This is a genomic window from Actinophytocola sp., assembly GCF_035942955.1.
GTDB lineage: Bacteria > Actinomycetota > Actinomycetes > Mycobacteriales > Pseudonocardiaceae > DASYTH01.
The window spans coordinates 17,092-39,044 of the sequence record NZ_DASZCQ010000156.1; the positions used below are offsets into that span (position 1 = coordinate 17,092).

Sequence of the window (21,953 nt, forward strand, 5' to 3'; positions counted from 1 at the left end):
CGCGGCCTCACCCCTGGCCGTCTGCTCGGCGGTAAAGGGCGATCACCTCGCGCAAGGCGCGCGCGGTGGCGTCGATCCGGTCGCAGCCGACGGCCAGGCGATCTCCGATCAGGTCGGCGAATGCCTGGTATGCGCCCTCCACCCGGTATACCGGGTCGAACCGGCCCGGTCCCGCCACCGAGTCGTAGGTCAGGATGGTCGCGATGGACTTCCTGAGCCCGGTCGCCAGGTCGGGCAGGACGGAGTGCGCCACGGGTTCGAGGTCGGTGAGATCGAGCTCGAAACCCCGGCTGGGTACTGGCACGCGAATCGCTCCCCTCAGTGCGATGCACCCGGGGGTGGGTCCCGGGCCGCCGAGTACGACGAGCGTACGGAGGGCAACGTTCCGTGCCTATGGCTGCAAGTTGCAGTTAACCCGAATGGACGAGATTTTGCCGCCGCGGCAATGGATCTAGCGCGTGTTTCGAAGTGCGCTGAGGTCGCCGATCTTTGGCGAGGGCGGCCGCCACACGACGACCAGGGCAGGGGCGAGGAACGAGCCCCTGCCCGCAGGCGTCGTCAGCCCACCACCCAAGAAACCCAACCCCCCACACCGGCCCGCACCCACCCACCCAACCCAACCCCCGGCCGCTCGCCGAAGGCGACCGGCGGCCTTGCCCGGGCTAGAAAACACAGCGACCGGCGGCCTTGCCCGGGCTGGAAAACACCGCTAGGCCAGGGGAGGGGTGAAGACGCCGGAAAGCTTGGCCGCGGCGGGTTTGTCGAGGAGCCAGAGGGTGCGGCGCTGGCCGCGGGCGCCGGCGGCGGGGACCTGGATCTCCCCGGCGGCGCCGAGAGCCATCGCGACCGCGGCGGCCTTGGTGGGGCCGGTGGTGATCAACCAGACCTCGGTGGCGCGGCGGATCGCCGGGAGGGTGAGGGTGATCCGGGTGGGCGGCGGCTTGGGCGAGCCGTGCACGGCCACGACGGTGCGCTCCGTCTCGTAGACCGCGGGGGAGGCGGGGAAGATCGACGCCACGTGGCCCTCGCCGCCGACCCCGAGCAGGCAGACGTCGAAACTCGGGACCGGGCCGTGGTCCTCCGGGCGGGCGGCGGCCGCAAGCACCGCCGCGTAGGCCTCGGCCGCGGCCTCCGGGTTGTTCCCGAGCTCGCCGTCGGACGGCGGCATGGGATGGACCCGGTCGGCGGCGACCGGCACATGGTCGAGCAGGGCGGCGCGGGCCTGCGTCTCGTTGCGCTCCGGATGGCCGGACGGCAGGAAGCGCTCGTCGCCCCAGTACAGGTCGACCCGGGACCAGTCGATGGCGTCCCGGGCCGGCGCCGCACGCAGCTGCTCGAGCACGGAGATTCCCGTGCCGCCGCCGGTGACCACCAGTGACGCCGAGCCGCGCGCGGCCTGCGCGTCGACCAGCCTGGTGACCAGGCGGGCGGCGGTGGCGTGGGCGAGCAGGTGCGCGTTCGGGTAGACGACGACCTGCGGGGTGGTCATGTCCCGGCCTTCGCCCGGACCTTCGCGGTGTTCGGCTTGCTCGGGACCCGGCCGCGGACGACCTGGTCGAGGTTGCCGAGGGCGTCCTCGTAGATCTCGTCGGGGTCCAGCCTGCGCAGCTCCTCGGCAAGGCAGTCGGCGAGCGGGCGGCGTTGCAGGGCGACGCGGCGCGGCGGCTGCCCGGGTTGGGTGAGCGTGCCGACGCGGCCGTCCGGGCGGCGCAACTCCACGCTGCCGGACCGGCGCTCCAGCTCGACGGCCGTGATGCCCTGGCAGTCGGTGTCCTTGCCGCGCCGGACCGGCACCTTGAGCCGGGCGGCGAGCCAGCCGGCGAGCAGGTCGGCCGACGGGGAGTTGGCGTCGCCGGTCACCGACGCGGCGACCACCTTCTCGTGCGGCGGGAGGTCGAGGGCGGCGGCCAGGACCGCGCGCCACTGGGTGAGGCGGGTCCAGGCCAGGTCGGTGTCGCCGTCGGTGTAGGACTTGCTGCGGCTTTCCAGCGCGCGGATCGGGTTGCGCTCCGCGGCGGCGTCGGTGATCCGGCGCTGGGCGAGCTTGCCGATCGGGTCCTCCGACGGCACGGCGGGCGCGTCGAACGGCCACCAGGCGACGACCGGGGCGTCCGGCAGCAGCAGCGGTACCACGCAGCTCGCGCCCTGGTCGGACAGCGGGCCGTACAGCCGCAGCACGATCACCTCGCTGGCGCCCGCGTCGCCGCCGACGCGGATCTGCGCGTCGAGGCGGGGCGCGGCGCGCCGGGCGCCGCGGGCCACCACGATCACCCGGCACGGGTGCTCGCGGCTGGCCCGGTTGGCCGCGTCGATGATCTCCTCGGTGCGCTCGTCGTCCTCCATGGCGATGACCAGGGTGAGCACCCGGCCGAGCGCGTTCACGCCACCCTGCTCGCGCAGCTGCACGAGCTTGCTGTTGACCTGCGACGTGGTCGTCGAGGGCAGGTCGATGATCATGGACGCCTCCAGTGCCGGCCGGTGCGGGCGAGCATGTCGTTGGCCGACTCCGGGCCCCAGGTGCCGGCGGGGTACGGCTCCGGGCGGCCGTGGCTGGCCCAGTACTTCAGCACGGGTTCGAGAATCTTCCAGGACAGCTCCACCTCGTCGCTGTTGGGGAACAGCGACGGCTCGCCGAGCAGCACGTCGAGAATGAGCCGCTCGTAGGCCTCGGGGGAGGACTCGGTGAACGCGTGGCCGTAGCTGAAGTCCATCGAGACGTCCCGGACCTCCATCATGTTGCCCGGGACCTTGGAGCCGAACCGCATCGTCACGCCCTCGTCCGGTTGCACCCGGATGACCAGCGCGTTCTGCCCGAGCTCCTCGGTGGCGGTGTCGTCGAACGGCAGGTGCGGGGCGCGCTTGAACACCACGGCGATCTCGGTGACCCGCCGGCCGAGCCGCTTGCCGGTGCGCAGGTAGAACGGGACCCCGGCCCAGCGCCGGGTGTCGATGCCCAGGGTGATCGCGGCGTAGGTCTCGGTGATCGAGTCCTTGGCGAAGCCCTCCTCCTCGAGCAGCCCCGGCACCTTCTGCCCGCCCTGCCAGCCGCCGGAGTACTGGCCGCGGGCGGTGGTCTCGGCGAACGGCCCGACCGCCGTGGTGGCTTCAAGCACCTTGATCTTCTCGGTGCGCAACGCCTTGGGGCGGAAGGAGATCGGCTCCTCCATCGCGGTCAGCGCGAGCAGCTGCAGCAGGTGGTTCTGGATCACGTCGCGGGCCGCGCCGATGCCGTCGTAGTAGCCGGCCCGGCCGCCGAGACCGATGTCCTCGGCCATCGTGATCTGCACGTGGTCGACGTAGTGCGAGTTCCAGATCGGCTCGTACAGCTGGTTGGCGAACCGCAGCGCCAGGATGTTCTGCACGGTCTCCTTGCCGAGGTAGTGGTCGATGCGGAACACCGACTCCTCGGGGAAGACGTCGTTGACGATCTCGTTGAGCTCGCGGGCGCTCTTCAGGTCGTGGCCGAACGGCTTCTCGATCACCACCCGGCGCCACTGCCCGTTCTGCGGCTGCGACAGCCCGGCGCGGGCGAGCTGCTTGCACACCACGGGAAACGCGCCGGGCGGGATGGACAGGTAGAAGGCGTGGTTGCCGCCCGTGCCGCGGACCTCGTCCAGGTCCTCGATCGTCTTGGCCAGGTTGTCGAACGCGTTGTCGTCGTCGAAGGTGCCCTGGACGAACCGGATCCCCTCGGCCAGCCGGTCCCACACCGACTCCCGGAACGGGGTGCGCGCGTACTTCTTGACCGAGTCGTGCACGACCTGACCGAAGTCCTGGTCGGCCCAGTCCCGCCGGGCGAACCCGACCAGCGCGAAACCCGGCGGCAGCAGGCCCCGGTTGGCCAGGTCGTAGATGGCCGGCATGAGCTTCTTGCGGGACAGGTCACCGGTCACCCCGAAGATCACCAGCCCGCACGGCCCGGCGATCCTCGGCAGCCGCTTGTCCCGCTCGTCGCGCAACGGATTTGTCCACATGCGACTCACCGCTCCAGTCCCTCGAGCGCCCGGGCGACGTGGGCCAGCCCGGCGATCCGATCGGTCAGGTGCAACCGCAGCACCGGCCGGCCGCGCTCGGCGAGCACCTGCCCGTCGCCGAGCGCCTGCGCCCGCTGCAGCGTCCCCAGGGTGTACGGCCGCTCCGGCACCTCGAGATCCTTCTCGACCGCGCCGGTCAGCTGCAGGAACACGCCGTTCTGGTGGCCGCCCTTGTGGTACTGCCCGGTGGAGTGCAGGAACCGCGGCCCCCAGCCGAACGTGACCTGCCGGCCGGTGCGACGGGCCAGCTCGGGACGCAGCACCACGGCCGACGCGTCGGCCAGCCGGTCAAGGTAGGCCTGCACGGAGATGTAGCCGCTCTCCGGCGCGCCGGCCGCGAACGCCCGCAGCGCATCGGCGAGCGTGCCGGCCCCGGCCGGCAGCTCGCCGTACACCTCGACCGGTCCGTCCACAAGCGACGGTTCGCCGGCGTCCGCGGTCGGCGCGTCCAGCAGCGCCCGTGCGGCCTGCTTGGCGGCCTCGACGTCCGGCTGGTCGAACGGGTTGATCGCGAGCAGCCGGCCGGAGATCGCGGTGGCGTACTCCCACAACAGGATCAGGCCGCCGAGCGAGCCCTCGGTGGCCAGCCTCGACGAGGCGTCCGGCGGGCCGATCGCGACCGCGGTCGCGTCGTCGCCGGCGTCGGCGAAGCCCGGCGCGTCCGGGCTCTCGACGACGACCGGCAGCAGCCCGGTGCCGTTCTTGCCGGTGGACTCGGCGATCAGCTGCTCGGCCCAGTCGCCGAACCCGGCGATCCCGGAGCCGGTGTCGGCCAGCACGACCTTCTCCGCGCCGCGCGCGTGCGCCGCGCCCAGCACCGAGGCCAGCACCAGCGCCGGGTTCTCCTTGCCGTCGACGGAGAGCAGCCGGGCGGCCGCCGCGGCCTCGTCCAGCAGCGCGGCCACGTCGGCTCCGGCAAGCCCGGCCGGCACCAGCCCAAACGCGGTGAGCGCCGAGTAGCGGCCGCCGACGTTCGGGTCGGCCCGGAACACCTTGCGGTAACCGGCCTCGGTGGACAGCGTGTCCAGCGGCGAGCCGGGGTCGGTGACCACGACGATCCGCGAGGCGGCGTCGATTCCGTTGGCGCTGAAGGCTTTCTCGAAGATCCGCCGGTGGCTGTCGGTCTCCACCGTGGAGCCCGACTTGGACGACACCACCAGCACCGTGCGACTCAGGTCGCCGGCCAGCGCGTCGTCCACCTGGCCGGGATCGGTGGTGTCCAGCACGACCAGCGGCACGCCGGCGGTGCTGGTGATCACCTCCGGGGCCAGTGACGAGCCGCCCATGCCGGCCAGCACGACCCGGTCGATGCCCTCGCCCCGCAGCTCCGCCCGCAGCGCGTCGATCTCGGCGAGCAGCGGGCGGGACGTCTCGTGCAGAGTGGTCCAGGCCAACCGGATCGCCGCCTCGGACTCGGCGTCCTGCCCCCACAGCGTGGGGTCCTGTGCGGTCAGCTGCGTCGCGACGCGCTCGGCGACCAGCTGCTCGACGAGCGGAGCGGCCTCCTCGGCCAGCCGCTCGTCGACTACCGTCACCGCGATCTCGTCGGGGTCATCTGCCATCGGCGGCCTCAGCCCTCTCCCTTGGCGATGCGCAGCTGCCCATCGACCGACTCGAGCAGCTCGATCCACGACTTCTCGAACTTCTCCACGCCCTCGCGCTCGAGGACCTCGTACACGTCGTCGACGTCGACGCCAACCGCGGCCAGCCGGTCGAACACCTCGCGGGCCTCGTCCGCGCGCCCGGTGACCACGTCACCGGGAACCGTGCCGTGGTCGGCGAAGGCGTCCAGCGTCTTCTCCGGCATCGTGTTCACGGTGTCGGCGACGACGAGCTCCTCGATGTACTTGGTGTCCGAGTAGTCGGGGTTCTTCGTCCCGGTGGACGCCCACAGTGGACGCTGGGTGCGCGCGCCCTCGTCGGCCAGCGCCGCCGGCCACTGCTCGGCGAACACCTCCTGGTAGGCCGCGTAGGCCAGCTTGGCGTTGGCGACGGCCGCCTTGCCCCGCAGGGCCAGCGCCTCGTCGGTGCCGATGGCCTCGAGCCGCTTGTCCACCTCGGTGTCCATTCTGGACACGAAGAACGAGGCGACCGAGGTGATCCCGGACGGCGCGTGGCCGTTGGCCCTCGCCTGCTCCATGCCGGCGATGAAGGCGGCCATGACCTCCCGGTAGCGCTGCACCGAGAAGATCAGCGTGACGTTCACGCTCACGCCCTCGGCCAGCGTCCGGGTGATCGCCGGCAGCCCCGCCTTGGTGGCCGGGATCTTCACGTAGAGGTTCGGCCGGTCCACCGTCTTCCACAGGTCGAGCGCCTCGGCGACGGTCCGGTCGGTGTCGTGCGCCAGCCGCGGGTCGACCTCGATCGACACCCGGCCGTCCACCCCGTCGGTGGCCTGCCAGACGTCCCGGAACAGGTCGCAGGCGTTACGCACGTCGTCGGTGGTCAGCTCGCGCACCGTGGCCTCCACGTCGGCCCCGCGCGCGGCCAGCCGGCGCACCTGCTCGTCGTAGACCTCGGCATCGGCCAGCGCGGTCGCGAAGATCGTCGGGTTGCTGGTCACCCCGACCACGTGCTTGTCCCGGATCAGCCCGGCGAGGCTGCCCGAGGTCAGCCGCAACCGGGACAGGTCGTCGAGCCAGATGGACACCCCGGCCTCGGACAGCCGGGCAAGTCGGTCAGTCATCGTTCTACCTTCCCGAGGCTGCGTTTCGCCGCAGCCACAACGTTCTCGGTGGTGAACCCGAACTCGCGGAACAGCGTCTGGTAGTCGGCCGAGGCGCCGTAGTGCTCGATGGAGATGATCTCCCCGGCGTCGCCGGCGAACCGGTGCCACGGCTGCGCGACACCGGCCTCCACCGTGACCCTGGCCCGGACCGAGGGCGGGATCACCGTGTCCCGGTAGGCCTGGTCCTGCGCGTCGAACCACTCGACGGACGGCATCGAGACCACTCTCGTGCCAACGCCCTCGGCTTCCAGGACCTTCCTTGCCTCCACGGCCATCTGCAGCTCCGAGCCGGTCGCGATGAGGATCACCTGCGGCAGCCCGCCGGAGGCGTCGGCGAGCACGTAGCCGCCCCTTGCCACGCCCTCGGCGGCCAGCTCCCCGGTGCCCTCCAGCACCGGCAGGTTCTGCCGGGTGAGCGCGAGGCCGACCGGGCGGTCGGACTGCTCGAGCGTCGCCCGCCACGCCGCGGCGGTCTCGTTGGCGTCCCCGGGCCGCACGACCACCAGGTTCGGAATCGCGCGCAGCGCCGCCAGGTGCTCGATCGGCTGGTGCGTGGGCCCGTCCTCGCCGAGCCCGATCGAGTCGTGCGTCCACACGTAGATCACCGGCAGCTCCATCAGCGCGGCGAGCCGGACCGATGGCCGCATGTAGTCGCTGAACACCAGGAACGTGGCGCCGTACGGCCGGGTCGGGCCGTGCAGCACGATGCCGTTGAGGATGGCGCCCATCGCGTGCTCGCGGACTCCGAAGTGGAGCGTGCGGCCGTACGGGTTCGCCTGCCACTCCTTGGTGGACGCCTCGACCGGGCCGAACGAGTCGGCGCCCTTCATCGTGGTGTTGTTGCTCTCGGCCAGATCCGCCGACCCGCCCCACAGCTCGGGCAGCACGTCGGCGAGCGCGCTGAGCACCTCGCCGGAGGCCTTGCGGGTGGCAAGGCCCTTGGCGTCCGGCGCCCAGCTCGGCAGCTTCTCGGTCCAGCCGTCCGGCAGCCGGTAGGCCCGTGCCCGGTCAAGCAGCGCCTTGCGCTCCGGGTTGGCCGCCGCCCACGCCTCGAAGCCCTTCTCCCACTCGGCCCGCGCCTGCTTGCCACGCTCGGCGACCCGCCGGGCATGCGCGAGGACCTCGTCCTCGACGACGAACGAGCGCTCCGGGTCGAACCCGAGGATCTTCTTGATCTCGGCGACCTCGTCGGCGCCGAGCGCCGCGCCGTGCGCCTTGCCGGTGTTCATCTTCGTCGGCGCCGGATAGCCGATCACCGTGCGCAGCTTGATGAACGACGGCCGGCCGGTCTCGCGCTTCGCGGCCTCGATGGCGGCCAGGATCGCGGTCACGTCCTCCCCGCTGTCCACGGTCTGCACGTGCCAGCCGTACGCCTCGTACCGCGCCGCGGTGTCCTCCGACAGCGCGATGTTGGTGTCGTCCTCGATGGAGATCTCGTTCGAGTCGTAGATGACCACGAGGTTGCCCAGCTGCTGGCGGCCGGCGATCGAGGACGCCTCGGAGGTCACGCCCTCCTCAATGTCGCCGTCGGAGGCGATCGCGTAGACGAAGTGGTCGAACACGCTCTCGCCGGGTGGCGCGTCCGGGTCGAACAGGCCGCGCTCGCGCCGGGCGGCCATCGCCATGCCGACCGCGTTGGCCAGGCCCTGGCCGAGCGGACCCGTGGTGACCTCCACGCCGGGGGTGTGCCCGTGCTCGGGGTGGCCGGGTGTCTTGGAGCCCCAGGTGCGCAGCGCGGCGATGTCCTCGAGCTCCAACCCGTAGCCGGACAGGAACAGCTGCAGGTACAGCGTCAGGCTGGAATGCCCGGCGGACAGCACGAACCGGTCCCGGCCGATCCAGTCCGGGTCGCTCGGGTCGTGCCGCATCACCCGCTGGAACAGGGCGTACGCGGTCGGCGCCAGGCTCATCGCGGTGCCGGGATGGCCGTTGCCCACCTTCTGCACGGCCTCGGCGGCCAGCACGCGGATGGTGTCCACGGCTCGCCGGTCGAGATCGGTCCAGTCGTCTGGCACGTCTGCTCGGACGCGATCGGCCAACCCAGCCGGCACGTCAACGCTTTTGGACACGAACGTGAACTCCCACCCTTGGTTGGGGCGAAGGCCGTCCGGTGGCCTTCAGCCGTGTCATCCCTCGTCGGGCGCCAGCGTAGTCGGGTACCCCTTGCGGTGTGGGCGGCAAACCGCCGGGCCTCCGCAAGCGACACCCGACCCGGGGACACGCTGATCCCGCGGCTACCATCAGGGAATACCCGACCTGACTTGAGGGAGCCCGATGCCGCCGGTAAAGCCTGCCGACGCCGTGCGCTCCCTCTCGCCGAAAAGCCGCCGGGACGTCGTGCGCGCCTACGTGGCGCTGACCAAGCCGCGGATCATCGAGCTGCTGCTGGTCACCACCGTGCCGGCGATGATGCTCGCCGAGCGCGGGATCCCGTCGCCGTGGCTGGTGTTCGCCACGCTTTTCGGCGGCACGATGGCCGCGGCCAGCGCCAACGTGCTCAACTGCGTGGCCGACGCCGACATCGACGCGATCATGAAGCGGACGAAGGCCCGGCCGCTGGCCCGCCACCAGGTGTCCACCCGCGGCGCGCTGGTGTTCGGGGTGGTCCTCGGGGTGCTGTCGTTCGGCTGGCTGGTGGCCACCACGAACCTGCTCGCCGCCGTCATGGCCGTCGGCGCGATCCTGTTCTACGTCCTGGTGTACACGCTGGTGCTCAAGCGGCGCACCGCGCAGAACATCGTCTGGGGCGGCGCGGCCGGCTGCATGCCCGTGGTCATCGGGTGGGCCGCGGTCACCGGCGACGTCGGCTGGCCCGCGCTGGTGATGTTCGGCGTGATCTTCTTCTGGACACCCCCGCACTTCTGGGCGCTGGCCATGCGGTTCCGCGACGACTACGCCCGCGCCGGGGTGCCGATGCTGCCGGTGGTGGCCACCGCCGAGCGGGTGGCCAGGCAGATCGTGATCTACTCCTGGGTCATGGTCTTCTGGACCCTGCTGCTGGTGCCGGTGACCGGGTGGGTCTACGTGGGGTTCGCCCTCGTTGCCGGGATGTGGTTCCTGACCCGCGCCCACCAGCTGTACGCCACCATCCGCCGCGGCGGGAAGGGCAATCCCGTCAAGCTGTTCCACCTGTCGAACAGCTACCTCACGCTGGTGTTCGTGGCCCTCGCCGTGGACTCGGCGCTCGGCCTGCCGGCGGTCACGGGGTGACCAGGCGGTCGATCAGGGTGTCCAGCGCGGCCTGACCGTCGGCGCGGGCGGCCTTCTGGTCCTCGGCGCGGGCGATCAGCTTGGCCGCCTCACCGACCGCGGCCAGCACCATGTGCGCGAGCATGTCCACGCTCTCCTCGGGCAGCCGGCCGGCGCGGGCGATCCGGCGCAGGGTGGCCTTGGTCCGGCCGAGGGTGTGCTGCTCGTCCAGCTCCCGGTAGCGGTCCCAGCCGACCACGGCGCCACCGTCGATCAGCATGATCCGCTGGATGGCTGGGTCGAGCGCGCTGTCCAGCCAGGCGGCGCAGGCAAGGCGCAGGTGCGACACGGGGTCCCTGCCGGCCATCGCCGCCGCCGACGCCGCGTTCGCGACCTGCTCGATGACCCGGTCAAGGACGGCCTCGAACAGCTCGGCCTTGGTGGCGAAATGGTGGTAGAAGGCGCCGCGGGCCAGGCCGGCGGCCTCCAGGATCGCCCCGATCGACGTGCCCTCGTACCCGTGCTCGCCGAACAGCTCGAAGCCGACGGCGATCAGCCGCTCGCGGGTCGTCCGACCGCGCTCGATCCGCAGATCCACGACCGAAAACCATAGCAAACCGACAGTCGGTCTGTTAGATTTCCGACCGACAGTCGGTTTGTTTTACTCAGGGGGTTCACGATCATGCAGCCCGTTGCCTTGACCACGCCGCCGCTGCGTGCCGTCCGGCTCGACGACGGCATGCGGCTGACCTACCGCGAGCTGGGCGCCGGCCCGCCGATCGTGCTGCTGCACGGCTGGCCGACCTCGTCCTACCTGTGGCGCAACGTCATGCGCGCGATCGCGCGGCACAACTGCGTGCTCGCCGTGGACCTGCCCGGGTTCGGCGGCTCGGACAAGCCGCTCGACCGCCGCTACACCTTCGACCTGTTCGCCAGGGCGCTGGACGGGTTCTTCGACAAGCTCGAGGTGGACGAGCTTGGCCTGGCCGGGCACGACCTCGGCGGCCCCATCGCGGTGCACTGGGCGCTGCGCAACCCGGGCCGGGTGAGCCGCCTCGCGCTGCTGAACACCTTGCTGTACCCGGAGTTCTCCTCCGCGGTGCTCGACTTCGTCCGGGCGCTGTCCGCGCCGGGCAGCCGCGACGCGCTCACCGGCCCCGACGGCCTCGCCGACATCATGCGCCTCGGCCTTGCCGATGAGTCCACACTGACCGACGACGTCCTGGCCGCAGTCCGGGCGCCGTTCGCCGATCCGGCCGCCAGGGCGGCCCTCGCCGCCGCGGGCATCGGCCTGAGCCGCCGCGGTTTCGCCGAGATCGCCGTCGGGCTGCCCGCCCTGGACATGCCGGTCCGCGTCGTCTACGGCGAACGCGACCGCGTCCTGCCCGACGTTGCCGACACCATGGCGCGGGTGGCCGGGGACGTCCCGCACGCCGAGGTGACCGCGTTGCCGGACTGCGGGCACTTCCTCCAGGAGGAGGCCCCGGAGCGGGTCGGTGAGCTGCTGGCCGAGTTCTTCGGTGTTGGATTCGATGTGCGAGCAGGGCTGGGAGCACTACCTTGACGGCGCCGGCCGCCGGTGGGCAGACACCGACCCCTCGGCGGGCCTTCGCCCGGCCTCGGCGCCGGTGAGCCCGCACAGGCGCTCATGACACGGCGTCGAGGAGTCGTTCGACGGTCGGGTCGTCGAGCGACTCCTTGATGCACTGCCAGAGTTGGAGGTTGGTGGCGGCCCAGCGGGCGTAGGTGGCGGCGGCGTCGGGGTTGTAGAAGTAGAAACCGCCGTCGTGGACGTGCTGCTGCTCGCCGACGATCTTGTTGGCGAGCTCGCGCAGGCTCACGCCGTTCTCGGCGAGGTAGCGGTGGGCGAGCACGACCGGTGTCACCGGCAGCGCCTTGAACAGGGTGTCGGCGTCGCTGAGCGCCTGGGCCTCGAGCGAGATGTTCCGGTGCCGGGCGGACATCTCGGCCTCCCGGACGATCCGGTCGATCCATTCGGCGGCCGGACGGGCGACGCCGGCCTGGCCGAGGATGTCCAGTCGCAGCCGGCGACCCGCCGCCGCCGACGAGTTGCGCTGCACGATGTAGTTCAGGTCGTGCACGAGCGCGGCGCTCTCCACGACGGCCACGTTCGAGCCGTTGAGGGCGGCGAACTCGACCGCCTTGGCCCGGACGAAGCTGACGTGGTGCCAGCCGTGGAACGGCAGCCGCTCGGCGAACCGCCGGCATAACCGGTGAACGTGGGCCTCGACGGCCTCGATCGAGGCCGCTGACACCGTGGTCGCCGGGTACGGCGCGTGGACGATGCTCTCCGCAGACATCAAGCCCCTCCCAGTCCGGCCAGCGCGGCAGGCTGGTGGGGTGATGGTAAACGGATTATTCGAATCTGTCTGCTTAGGAACCTCTTTTGTCAGGTGGGGCGGTTGCTACTCAGATCCGTTCGGCCAGCTCATCGAGCCGGGACTCGACCGGAATATGCCGGTGGCTGGACTGCGTGCCGGGGTCGTAGGACAGGCTCCAGGACGTCACCTCGCGCGACTTCACCAGGAATGTGACCGTGGTGTCGATGGCCAGCGGAATCCGGTGGAACTCGCTGGCCAGCAGCATGGCCACCGCGCCGGTCTCGCACGGCGTGCTGGTCGTCAGCGCGGCCGAGGCGATCATTTCGGTGGCCGGATCGATATCGGCGGTGTAGCGCTCGTGCACGTAGCCGCCGCGGACGATCGTGGTACAGAAGTGATAGCGGTGGTTGTGCACGGAATCGGCGTACCCGCGCCGCCAGTCCCGCTGCGGTTTGTACTCGTGCAGCCAGAACGTGAACGGCTCTTCCGGCCGGTCGCGCACGCACCAGGCGAAGTGCGTGGTCGTCTCCCGGGACCTGTTGATCACCGCGGCGGCTTCGTCCGCGGGCAGCTCCAGCAGATGGTTGCGTAGTTTGACGCGCAGGTCGGGTTGGGCGACCCAGGACTGGAAGCACTGGTCGACGGAGTCCCACCGGGCGACCAGTGGTTCGTCGATGCAATTGAGCTGGGCGGCCAAATCCACCAACGCGGAGACCCGGATGAGCACGGGTATCAGCTCCCCAAATCGGCGGCTAACGAGAACTCGAGACGGAAGGCGTGGAACTGGCCCTCCAGGTCCCGGAACCCGTCCTCGGTGAGCTTGGTGCCGGTGACCTTCTCGAACTGGGCGAGGAATTCCCCCCTCGTGGTGTTCGGCGTGATCACCAGATGTCTGGCGCCACGGGTGTTGCGCAGCCGGTCGAACTCGGCGCGCTCCATGTTGTAGATGAACGAACCTTCGGTGAACCGCAGCGTGCGCGGGTAGAGCATGGGGGCGCCGATGTCGCTGTAGAGCGTGATCCAGACGCTCTCGTCGAACATCTCCAGCCGATCGAGCGGCGGGTCGGCGATGACCGTCACGTCGATGCGGCTGCACCGGCTGCGCGCAAGGAACAGGCCGATCAACCCGATGTTGATCTCGTCGTGCAGGCGGTCCTGGATGGTGTCGTAGTCGGCGTCCATGCCCTGGTGGCGGATGAGGTAGCGGGCCCGCCCGGTGATCGCGGTCCGCTCCCGCGGATCGGCGACGACCGCCCGCAGCTCCCATTCCGAGCGGGCGAGCAGCAGCCGCGCTGCCGCGTGCCGGCCGGAGAACCCCCGGAAGAAATACTGCCGGGTGTTTTTCAGATCCTGCATCATCAGGTGGTTGAATGCCGGATCGGGATTGTCGGAGGCCTCGAACACGTCGGTGGGGAAGAACTCCCGGTTCAGCGCGCGGTACTCGGCGGACAGCTCGCGCAGCGCGCGGCGGTTCTCCTCGATCAGCGGGGTCACCAGGGCGCGCTGCGTCGCCTTGGCGGTGATCAGAGTCTGCCCGAAGCTGACGATCGCCGTGATCATTGTTCCGGTCGCCAAGGCTGATACGACGTTTTTGGCCGTACCGCCCGGCATCGCCGCGGACACGACCATCGACCCACCCGAGACCACGATCAGTACGAGCAGTAGCAAGCCTGTTCTGGTCCAGAAAATTTCCTGAATCGGGTTGCTGCCGCGGCCCTTGTCGTCCGCGCGCACTGCGGGTCACCTCCTTGGCACACCCGATCGGATGAACGCTGTACGTGTCCGATCAAGCGCGTGGCGTTACTTTACGCTCAAGAAGGCCGACGTGAAATAGGGAATCCGGGTGACTCTGCGTGATTACTGAGTGCTACTAAAAGTAACCGTCCGATTGCGCAGAGATGACGAACCAACGGTCTTCACACAGGCAACCACCGCCCGCCCAACCCTACCCCGTCGCACACCGTCAGCGCCCATCAGTGAATCTTCAGCCCGGCATGACCAGCAGTTCGCCCGCGATCCGCCGGCCCTACCCGCGCGGCCGATTCGATCGTCGACCTAAGGCGGTCTGAGGAGGTCCCGCGAGAGTGCAGTGCGGCCGCGCCGCGCGCTGCGCGCGCAGCCCCAGTGCACATGGGCGCGATCGTCGACCGGGACATCGGGCTGGTTTGTGCGAGCGGGGCCGCCGGGTCGTCAGCTGTGCAGGAGCAGCAGCGTACGGTGGGTCCGGCGACCCCATTCGCGAACGGTCGCATGATCATCGACGTGAGCGGTCCGGCAGATCCCGCGGTGACTGCAGTGAGCCGCGTCGCGCGCGCAGCGCGCGGCGCAGCCCATTGGATCGTCCACCGGGGCGTCCGAGCGGGGCGCCGGCTCGTCAGCCCGGCAGGAGCAGCAGCTTGCCGGTGGTTCGGCGGGCCTGGAGGTCGTCGTGGGCGCGGGCGGCGTCGGGGAGGGGGTAGCGGCCGCCGATGCGGACGGACAGGGTGCCGGAGGTGATGGCGTCGAAGACCTCGCCGGCGCGCCAGCGGAGCTCGTCGGGGGTGGCGGTGTAGTGGGCGGTGGTGGGGCGGGTGAGGTAGAGCGAGCCGGCCTGGTTGAGGCGCTGCGGGTCGACCGGGGGGACGGGGCCGCTGGACGCGCCGAAGAGCACGAGGATGCCGCGCGGGGCGAGGCTGGCCAGGCTGCCGTCGAAGGTGGTGCGGCCGACGCCGTCGTACACGGCCTGGACGCCGCGGTCGTCGGTGAGCCGGCGCGTCTCGGCGGCGAAGTCGACCTCGGTGTAGCGGATCACCTCGTCGGCTCCGGCCGCCCTTGCCAGCTTCTCTTTGTCCTCTGTGGACACTGTGGCGATCACCCTGGCGCCCTTGGTCTTGGCCAGCTGGACCAGCAGCAGGCCGACGCCGCCGGCCGCGGCGTGGATCAGCACGGTGTCCCCCGGCTTGACCGGATAGGTCGACACCACGAGGTAATGCGCCGTGACGCCCTGCAGGAGCGCGGCCGCGGCGGTCTCGTCGTCGATGCCGTCCGGGACCCGGACCGCGATGTCGGCGTTGATCGCGACCTGCTCGGCGTAGCTGCCCTGCCCGCTCATCCAGACTACCCGGTCGCCGGGGGCGAAGTCGGTGACGCCGTCGCCCACCGCGGCGACGGTGCCGGCGCCCTCGAGCCCGAGCACGAACGGCAGCGGCTTGGTGTAGGCCCCGCTGCGCTGGTAGGTGTCGATGTAGTTGACCCCGGCCGCGGCCACGTCGACCAGCAGCTCACCCGCGCGTGGGGACGGCCGGTCGATCTCGGTGTACTCCAGCACCTCCGGGCCGCCGGTCGTCCGCACCAGGATCGCGTGTGTCACGGGTGGCTCCTTCCTCGTCAACGGGGACGGGACCATGATCGCGGGTGGCGCACCACAGCGTCGCCGTCGCGATGATCACCAGCATGGCGCCCAGCACGTGCAACGAGACGAGCACCTCCGGTACTCCCGTCCAGTACTGCACGAAGCCCAGCGAGCCCTGCGCCAGCACGACGGCGACCAGGACGGCGTAACGCGCCCACAGCGACCGCGGCGCGCCGGTGCCGAGCAGCACCCCGACGGCGAGCAGCAGGCCGAGGAACACGAACAGGAACGCCGCGTGCACGTGCGCCACGGTGTCGACCGGGACGTCAAGGCGCGGCGTCCTCGGGTCGCCGGCGTGCGGCCCGGCGCCGGTCACGAGCGTGCCGGCGACCAGAAGACCGGCCAGCACGCCGGTCTGGGCCAGCAGCAGCCCGCGCACGCCGCGCGGCCCGACCGCCCGCGGCGGCTGGTCGCCTTCGTCGATCGCGTGCACCAGCAGCACGGCCAGCCACACCATCACGGTCGACGCCAGGAAGTGCACCGCGACGGTCCACCACAGCAGGTCGAACCGGACCGTGATGCCGCCGAGCACGCCCTGCGCCAGAACGCCGAGCGGCATCGCGGCGGCCAGCCGGACGTACCGGCGCCGGCGCGGCCGGGTCAGCAAGGCGAGCGCGAAGCAGGCCAGCGCGATGATGCCGACCACCCCGGTGAACAGCCGGTTGCCGTACTCGATCCACTGGTTGAGCGCGGCGAACTCGGGGTGCTCGACCGGGGTCATGCTCCCCGGGAAGCACTCCGGCCAGGTGGGGCAGCCCAGTCCCGAGCCGGTGACCCGGACGATCGATCCGGTCACCGCGATCAACGCCTGGGTGGCGACCACGGCGATCGCGCAGGCCCGCTGCAGCCGGCGACCGGGGCTGGGCAGTCGGTCGATCAGGCGCACTCGTCGATCCTAGTAACCCGCGTGTTTGCCGCTCACGTCGCCGTGTTTGCCGCGCACGACGCCAACACGACGACGCCAGGCGCCAACACGGCGGGTCAGGACAGCCGGGTGGTCCTGGTGGCGAGCGCCCCGGCGGCCGCGCCCCACACGATCAGCGTCAGGAAGACCGGCCAGCCCGGGACGGCGCCGTCCACGAGCGCCGCCCGCAGGCCCTCGGCGAGCGCGGCGGACGGCAGCAGCGCCACGATGTCGGCCATCGGCCCCGGCATGGAGCCGGCCGGCAGCACGACCCCGCCGGCGAACAGCAGCACGAACCACACGATGTTGGCCAGCGCCAGCACGATCTCGGCCTTGAACGCCCCGCCGAGCAACACGCCCAGCGCGCCGAACGCGAGCGTGCCCATGATCACCAGCAACCCGGCCGAGGCCAGCCCGGCCGCGGCGGGCGACCAGCCGAGCAGCGCGGCGACCGCCCCGAGCACGACCAGCTGGATGATCACCACCACGACGCCGGCGAGCACCCGGCCGGCGACCAGCAGCCAGCGGGGCAGCGCGGTAGCCGCGAGCCGCTTGAGCACCCCGTACCGGCGGTCGAAGCCGAGGGCGATCGCCTGCCCGGTGAACGCCGAGGACATCACCGCCAGCGCGAAGATCCGGGGGGTGACCGAGTCGATCCTGGGCTCCGGCAGGTCGAGCACCGTCAGCACGGTCAGCCCGACCAGCAGCGCAAGCGGGATCAGCAGGGTGAGCAGCACCTGCTCGCCGTTGCGCAGGGTCAGCACGGCCTCGGTGCGGGCATGGGTGACCAGCATCCGCAGCGGCCGGCCGCGCCCCGGCGCCGGCGTGAACGTCCCCGCCGGGAAGGTGCTCATGGCCGCAGCTCCCGCCCGGTCAGCTCGAGGAACACGTCCTCGAGGCTGCGCCGGCCGACCCGCAGCTCCTCGGCCAGCACGCCCTGCTGAGCGCACCAGGCGGCGACCGCGGACAGCACCTGCGGGTCGGCCTTGCCGGACACCAGGTACGAGCCGGGCGCGGCCTCGTGCACCTCGCAGCCCTCCGGCAGCGCCTCGGACAGCAGCCGGGTGTCCAGGCCGGGGGCGGTGCGGAAGCGCAGCTGCGCGGCCTCCGGCTGCTCGGCGGTGAGCTGGTGCGGGCTGCCCTCGGCCACCAGCCGCCCGTGGTCGATGATCACCACGTGGTCGGCGAGCGTCTCGGCCTCCTCCATCAGGTGCGTGGTGAGCAGCACGCTGACGCCGTCCGCGCGCAACGCCGCGACCAGCTCCCAGACCAGCCGGCGGGCCTGGGGGTCGAGCCCGGCCGTCGGCTCGTCGAGGAACACCAGCTCGGGCCGGCCGACGAGGGCGCAGGCGAGGGACAGCCGCTGCTGCTGCCCGCCGGACAGCCGCTTGTACGGGGTGTGCCGGGCCGATCCCAGGCCCAGCACGGAGATCAGCCAGGCCGGGTCGATCGGGTCGGCGGCGCACGCGGCGACCAGCCCCAGCATCTCGCCGGCCCGGACGCCGGGGTAGGCGCCGCCGCCCTGGGGCATCACGCCGACCCTGGGCCGCAGCCGTTCCCCGTCGGTCAGCGGGTCCAGCCCGAGCACGCGCACGGTTCCCTTGTCCGGACGAAGAAAGCCCTCGCAGACCTCGATCGTGGTGGTCTTGCCCGCGCCGTTCGGGCCGAGCAGCGCCAGCACCGTCCCGCGCTCCAGCCGTAGGTCCAGCCCGGCGACCGCGGTGGTCGACCCGTAGTTTTTGACCAGACCCGAGACCGCCACGGCGGGCACGGTGTCGCTACTGGTCACGATGGAAAAGCCTAGGGCGTTCTGATCGGCTCGGACCCCTTGGGGATGTAGCGGTACGCCAGTGCCACGGCGAGGGCGACGACGATCAGCGCGGCGGCGTAGGTGTACGGCAGCACGAAGGTGCGTCCGTCGAAGGTGGACCCGTTGGGCGGCAGGGCGACGGCCAGCCCGGCGCTGATCGCCGTCGCCGCGATCCGGAACCGGGTGTTGCCGGCCGCCGCGGCGAGCGGGAGCGCGGCCCACAGCAGGTACCACGGCTGCACCACGGCGCCGAAGATCAGCACCGCGCCCAGGGCCGCGCCGAGCCCGATCAGCGGGCGCAGCCGCCAGCGGAAGCTGTCCAGCAGCAGCTTGGCCGCGATCATCGGACCGACCACGGCCCCGACGACCCGGCTGACCGTGATCGCCGCCTCGATGTGGTTGCCGAGTCCCAGCAGGATCCCGAACCCGCCTGCGGCGAAGCCGAGCGAGGTCATCGGCGCCATCCAGCTCTTAATCGTGCTCGCGGTGTTCAGCGTTGACACCCAGCCGAAGCCGAGCCAGCCCAGCCCGCTGGACAGCGCGGCGGCGACCAGCACGACCACGAACACCACGGCCAGCCCGGCGGCCGCGCCGAACAGGTGCTTCCACCGGCCGCCGAGCCGTCTGGCGATCATGACCCCGAGGAAGCCGAGCGCGAGCGCGGCCGGGATCTTGACCGCGGCGCCCAGCGTGATCACCGCGGCGCCGACGGCGTACCAGAGCAGCTCGCCGCGCTGCCACGGCGGGAACGGCCCGTCCGGGGTGACCCGCGGCATCCCGCGCAGCGCCAGCTCGAACCCGACCAGCATGAGCCCGATCGCCAGCGCCTCGTTGTGCACGCCGACGACAAGGTGGAACAGCACAAGCGGGTTGGCCGCGCCCAGCCACAGCGCGCTGACCGGGCTGACGCCGAACCGCCTGGCCAGCCGGGGCAGCGCCCAGACGATCATGGTCAGGCCGATCAGCGCGAGCAGCCGGTGCAGCGCGACGCCCCAGACCACGTGGTTGCCGGTCAGCCAGTTGATCGCCTTGCCGACCGTGATGAACAGCGGGCCGTACGGCGACGGCGTCTCCCGCCACATGGTCGGCACGCTGACCGTGAGCAGGTCGCCGTGCCCGAGGGCCTGGGCCGGGCCCACCTTGTATGGGTCGAACCCGCGGGCGGCGATCTCGCTCTGGGCCAGGTAGCTGTAGACGTCCTTGCTGAACATCGGCACGGTGAACATCAGCGGCGCGGTCCACATGACCACCGTGCGGGCCAGTTGCGGCACCGAGATCAGCCGCGCGCGGCCGGGGTGGGACAGCCGGCCGAGCGCCAGCCAAGCCAGCACGATCATGAACATGCCGGTGAACGCGATGGCCAGCGCCACCGTGGGCATCCGGGTGAACAGGCCCAGCACGGGCATCCCGATCAGCGGGTTGAACACCGGGGCGGCGCCGGCGCCGAGCGACCCGAACGCCAGCAGCAGGGCGCCGATCGTGCCGAACCGCCGCGCCACGTCGAGCTGGCGCCGCTCCCGGGCGTCTAGGGACCCGCTCGAGAGGTCCGGCGAGTGCGGGGGCGCGGGATCGGGGTTGCGCTCTTCGTCTACGTCGCGGTACGCGGTGTCACCTCGCGTTTCGCCCGCCACCACAGGTGCAGGGTAGCGACCCTGGAGCGCCGCGTGAGCCGGGTCACCCGGGTGGGGTCCGACTTTGACCTCGACACCGGAAATAAGACACACTTGTGTTGTGAAAAACGAGCAGCACGTCGAGGGGCGCACCCGCCGCGGTGTGGCGCGCCTGCTGCTCGAGGACGGCCCGATCACCGCCGCCGCGATCGCCGAGGCGCTGGGGTTGAGCATGACCGCCGTGCGCCGGCACCTGGACGCGCTGGTCGCCGACGGGGAGGCCTACACGAGGGACGCGCCGGTGCGCGGGCACCGGGGCCGCGGCCGGCCGGCCAAGGTCTTCCTGCTCACCGAGGCGGGCCGGGCCCGGTTCGGCCACGCCTACGACGACCTGGCCATCGGCGCGATCCGGTTCCTCGCCGAGACCGCGGGGGAGGAGGCGGTGCGTGCCTTCGCGCAGCGGCGCGTGGCCAGCCTCGTCGACGCGCACCGCGACGCGGTGCTGGCCAAGAGCACCCCGGCCGAGCGGGCGGAGGCCCTCGCCACCGCCCTGACCCGCGAGGGTTACGCTGCGTCGACGCGCCGGGCGGGGACCGGGGAACAGCTGTGCCAGCACCACTGTCCCGTCGCGCACGTCGCGGCGGAGTTCCCCCAGCTGTGCGAGGTCGAGACGGCGGCGTTCGCCGACCTGCTCGGCACCCACGTACAGCGGCTGGCCACCATTGCCCGCGGCGACGCCGCGTGCACCACACACGTCCCGCTCGGCGATCCCGAAGCCCTGCGGGCAGCCACCACCACCGAAGGGACGCCTTCATGACGACCTCCGCGGAGCGCGCCACCGCGCCGCTGAGCCAGGAGGAGACGCTCGCCACGCTCGGCCGCTACGAGTTCGGCTGGGCCGACCCGGACGTCGCCGGCGCGAGCGCCCAGCGCGGCCTTTCCGAGGCCGTGGTCCGGGACATCTCGGCGAAGAAGAACGAGCCGGAGTGGATGCTGGAGTCCCGGCTCAAGGCGCTGCGGCTGTTCGACCGCAAGCCGATGCCCAACTGGGGCGCCGACCTGTCCGGCATCGACTTCGACACGATCAAGTACTTCGTGCGCTCCACCGAGAAACAGGCGACCACCTGGGACGAGCTGCCGGCCGACATCAAGAACACCTATGACCGGCTCGGCATCCCGGAGGCCGAGAAGCAGCGGCTGATCGCCGGCGTCGCGGCGCAGTACGAGTCCGAAGTGGTCTATCACAAGATCCGCGACGACCTCGAGCGCCAGGGCGTGATCTTCCTGGACACCGACACCGGCCTGCGCGAGCACCCGGAGCTGTTCGAGGAGTACTTCGGCTCGGTGATTCCGCACGGGGACAACAAGTTCTCCGCTTTGAACGGGGCGGTCTGGAGCGGCGGATCGTTCATCTACGTGCCGCCGGGTGTGCACGTGGACATCCCGCTGCAGGCCTATTTCCGGATCAACACCGAGAACATGGGCCAGTTCGAGCGGACGCTGATCATCGCCGACGAGGGCTCCTACGTGCACTACGTGGAGGGCTGCACCGCGCCGGTGTACACGACCGACTCGCTGCACTCGGCCGTCGTGGAGCTGATCGCCAAGCCCGGCGCGCGGATCCGCTACACGACCGTGCAGAACTGGTCGCAGAACGTGTTCAACCTGGTGACCAAGCGCGCGGTCGCGCAGACCGACGCGACGGTCGAGTGGGTCGACTGCAACCTCGGCTCCAAGCTCACGATGAAGTACCCGAGCGTCTACCTGCTCGGCGAGCGGGCCCACGGCGAGGTCCTCTCGATCGCGTTCGCCGGCAACGGCCAGCACCAGGACGCCGGCGCGAAGATCATCCATGCCGCGCCGAACACGACCTCGAACATCTTCGCCAAGTCGATCTCCAAGGACGGCGGGCGGTCCTCGTACCGCGGCCTGCTCGAGGTCGCCA

The 21,953-nt window shown here is 71.3% G+C and carries 21 protein-coding genes; 5 read left to right on the top strand and 16 right to left on the bottom strand.

Annotated features, from left to right (window positions below; all coding sequences use genetic code 11):
* Positions 1-7 precede the first annotated feature (7 nt).
* The 7 genes from VGX25_RS15715 to tkt form a co-directional block, all read right to left on the bottom strand.
* Positions 8-304, bottom strand: a complete 297-nt coding sequence (locus VGX25_RS15715; RefSeq protein WP_326918526.1) for a hypothetical protein — start codon at positions 302-304, stop codon at positions 8-10.
* Between the two features lie 405 nt (positions 305-709).
* Positions 710-1,489: a 6-phosphogluconolactonase gene (gene pgl, locus VGX25_RS15720; RefSeq protein ID WP_326918527.1), complete on the bottom strand. Its 780-nt coding sequence runs from the start codon at positions 1,487-1,489 to the stop codon at positions 710-712.
* On the bottom strand, positions 1,486-2,457 hold the full coding sequence (opcA, locus tag VGX25_RS15725) for a glucose-6-phosphate dehydrogenase assembly protein OpcA (RefSeq protein WP_326918528.1): 972 nt from the start codon (positions 2,455-2,457) through the stop codon (positions 1,486-1,488). Before opcA ends, pgl begins: the two co-directional genes overlap by 4 nt.
* Entirely contained in the window at positions 2,454-3,974 is a 1,521-nt protein-coding gene (gene zwf / locus VGX25_RS15730; RefSeq protein WP_326918529.1) for a glucose-6-phosphate dehydrogenase, read from the bottom strand. The genes opcA and zwf overlap by 4 nt, the downstream gene beginning before the upstream one ends.
* 5 nt (positions 3,975-3,979) lie before the next feature.
* A complete protein-coding gene (locus VGX25_RS15735) occupies positions 3,980-5,596 on the bottom strand; it encodes a glucose-6-phosphate isomerase (RefSeq protein WP_326918530.1) in 1,617 nt (538 codons plus the stop codon).
* A gap of 8 nt (positions 5,597-5,604) precedes the next feature.
* Entirely contained in the window at positions 5,605-6,720 is a 1,116-nt protein-coding gene (gene tal, locus VGX25_RS15740; RefSeq protein WP_326918531.1) for a transaldolase, read from the bottom strand.
* Positions 6,717-8,777 carry a transketolase gene (gene tkt, locus VGX25_RS15745; protein WP_414635826.1) on the bottom strand — a complete coding sequence of 687 codons (2,061 nt, stop codon included), beginning with the start codon at positions 8,775-8,777 and terminating at the stop codon, positions 6,717-6,719. The genes tal and tkt overlap by 4 nt, the downstream gene beginning before the upstream one ends.
* 259 nt (positions 8,778-9,036) lie before the next feature.
* Between tkt and VGX25_RS15750 the strand changes: the two genes are divergently transcribed.
* Complete coding sequence (locus VGX25_RS15750; protein WP_326918532.1) at positions 9,037-9,972, top strand: heme o synthase; 936 nt, start codon at positions 9,037-9,039, stop codon at positions 9,970-9,972.
* Here the strand turns inward: VGX25_RS15750 and VGX25_RS15755 are convergent.
* Entirely contained in the window at positions 9,962-10,549 is a 588-nt protein-coding gene (locus VGX25_RS15755) for a TetR/AcrR family transcriptional regulator (RefSeq protein ID WP_326918533.1), read from the bottom strand. The genes VGX25_RS15750 and VGX25_RS15755 overlap by 11 nt on opposite strands.
* An 84-nt stretch (positions 10,550-10,633) precedes the next feature.
* Between VGX25_RS15755 and VGX25_RS15760 the strand changes: the two genes are divergently transcribed.
* Complete coding sequence (locus VGX25_RS15760; protein ID WP_326918534.1) at positions 10,634-11,515, top strand: alpha/beta fold hydrolase; 882 nt, start codon at positions 10,634-10,636, stop codon at positions 11,513-11,515.
* Between the two features lie 82 nt (positions 11,516-11,597).
* On the opposite strand, the gene VGX25_RS15765 is transcribed toward VGX25_RS15760, so the two are convergent.
* From VGX25_RS15765 to VGX25_RS15775, 3 genes are all read right to left on the bottom strand, one after another.
* The gene (locus VGX25_RS15765) at positions 11,598-12,272 is read right to left on the bottom strand and encodes an HD family phosphohydrolase (protein ID WP_326918535.1); all 675 of its coding nucleotides are present in this window, start codon (positions 12,270-12,272) and stop codon (positions 11,598-11,600) included.
* A 109-nt stretch (positions 12,273-12,381) separates the two neighbouring features.
* A complete protein-coding gene (locus VGX25_RS15770) occupies positions 12,382-13,020 on the bottom strand; it encodes a hypothetical protein (RefSeq protein WP_326918536.1) in 639 nt (212 codons plus the stop codon).
* Positions 13,021-13,025: 5 nt separating this feature from the next.
* Positions 13,026-13,853, bottom strand: a complete 828-nt coding sequence (locus tag VGX25_RS15775; protein ID WP_326918537.1) for a hypothetical protein — start codon at positions 13,851-13,853, stop codon at positions 13,026-13,028.
* On the opposite strand from VGX25_RS15775, the gene VGX25_RS15780 reads away from it, so the two are divergent.
* The gene (locus VGX25_RS15780) at positions 13,846-13,989 is read left to right on the top strand and encodes a hypothetical protein (RefSeq protein WP_326918538.1); all 144 of its coding nucleotides are present in this window, start codon (positions 13,846-13,848) and stop codon (positions 13,987-13,989) included. The genes VGX25_RS15775 and VGX25_RS15780 overlap by 8 nt on opposite strands.
* Positions 13,990-14,667: 678 nt before the next feature.
* On the opposite strand, the gene VGX25_RS15785 is transcribed toward VGX25_RS15780, so the two are convergent.
* The 5 genes from VGX25_RS15785 to mptB form a co-directional block, all read right to left on the bottom strand.
* Positions 14,668-15,642 (bottom strand): quinone oxidoreductase, encoded by a 975-nt coding sequence (locus VGX25_RS15785; RefSeq protein ID WP_326918539.1) that lies wholly within the window; start codon positions 15,640-15,642, stop codon positions 14,668-14,670.
* Entirely contained in the window at positions 15,554-16,570 is a 1,017-nt protein-coding gene (locus VGX25_RS15790) for a COX15/CtaA family protein (RefSeq protein ID WP_326918540.1), read from the bottom strand. The genes VGX25_RS15785 and VGX25_RS15790 overlap by 89 nt, the downstream gene beginning before the upstream one ends.
* Before the next feature lie 95 nt (positions 16,571-16,665).
* Positions 16,666-17,442, bottom strand: coding sequence for an ABC transporter permease (locus tag VGX25_RS15795; RefSeq protein ID WP_326918541.1), 777 nt, complete (start codon positions 17,440-17,442; stop codon positions 16,666-16,668).
* A complete protein-coding gene (locus VGX25_RS15800; RefSeq protein WP_326918542.1) occupies positions 17,439-18,377 on the bottom strand; it encodes an ABC transporter ATP-binding protein in 939 nt (312 codons plus the stop codon). The genes VGX25_RS15795 and VGX25_RS15800 overlap by 4 nt, the downstream gene beginning before the upstream one ends.
* A gap of 11 nt (positions 18,378-18,388) precedes the next feature.
* Positions 18,389-20,032: a polyprenol phosphomannose-dependent alpha 1,6 mannosyltransferase MptB gene (mptB, locus tag VGX25_RS15805; protein WP_326918543.1), complete on the bottom strand. Its 1,644-nt coding sequence runs from the start codon at positions 20,030-20,032 to the stop codon at positions 18,389-18,391.
* Between the two features lie 97 nt (positions 20,033-20,129).
* Between mptB and VGX25_RS15810 the strand changes: the two genes are divergently transcribed.
* Together VGX25_RS15810 and sufB are read left to right on the top strand one after the other, a co-directional pair.
* Positions 20,130-20,825 carry a metalloregulator ArsR/SmtB family transcription factor gene (locus VGX25_RS15810; RefSeq protein WP_326918544.1) on the top strand — a complete coding sequence of 232 codons (696 nt, stop codon included), beginning with the start codon at positions 20,130-20,132 and terminating at the stop codon, positions 20,823-20,825.
* On the top strand, positions 20,822-21,953 hold a 1,132-nt coding region (sufB, locus tag VGX25_RS15815; protein ID WP_326918545.1), incomplete at its 3' end, for a Fe-S cluster assembly protein SufB. The genes VGX25_RS15810 and sufB, both read left to right, overlap by 4 nt.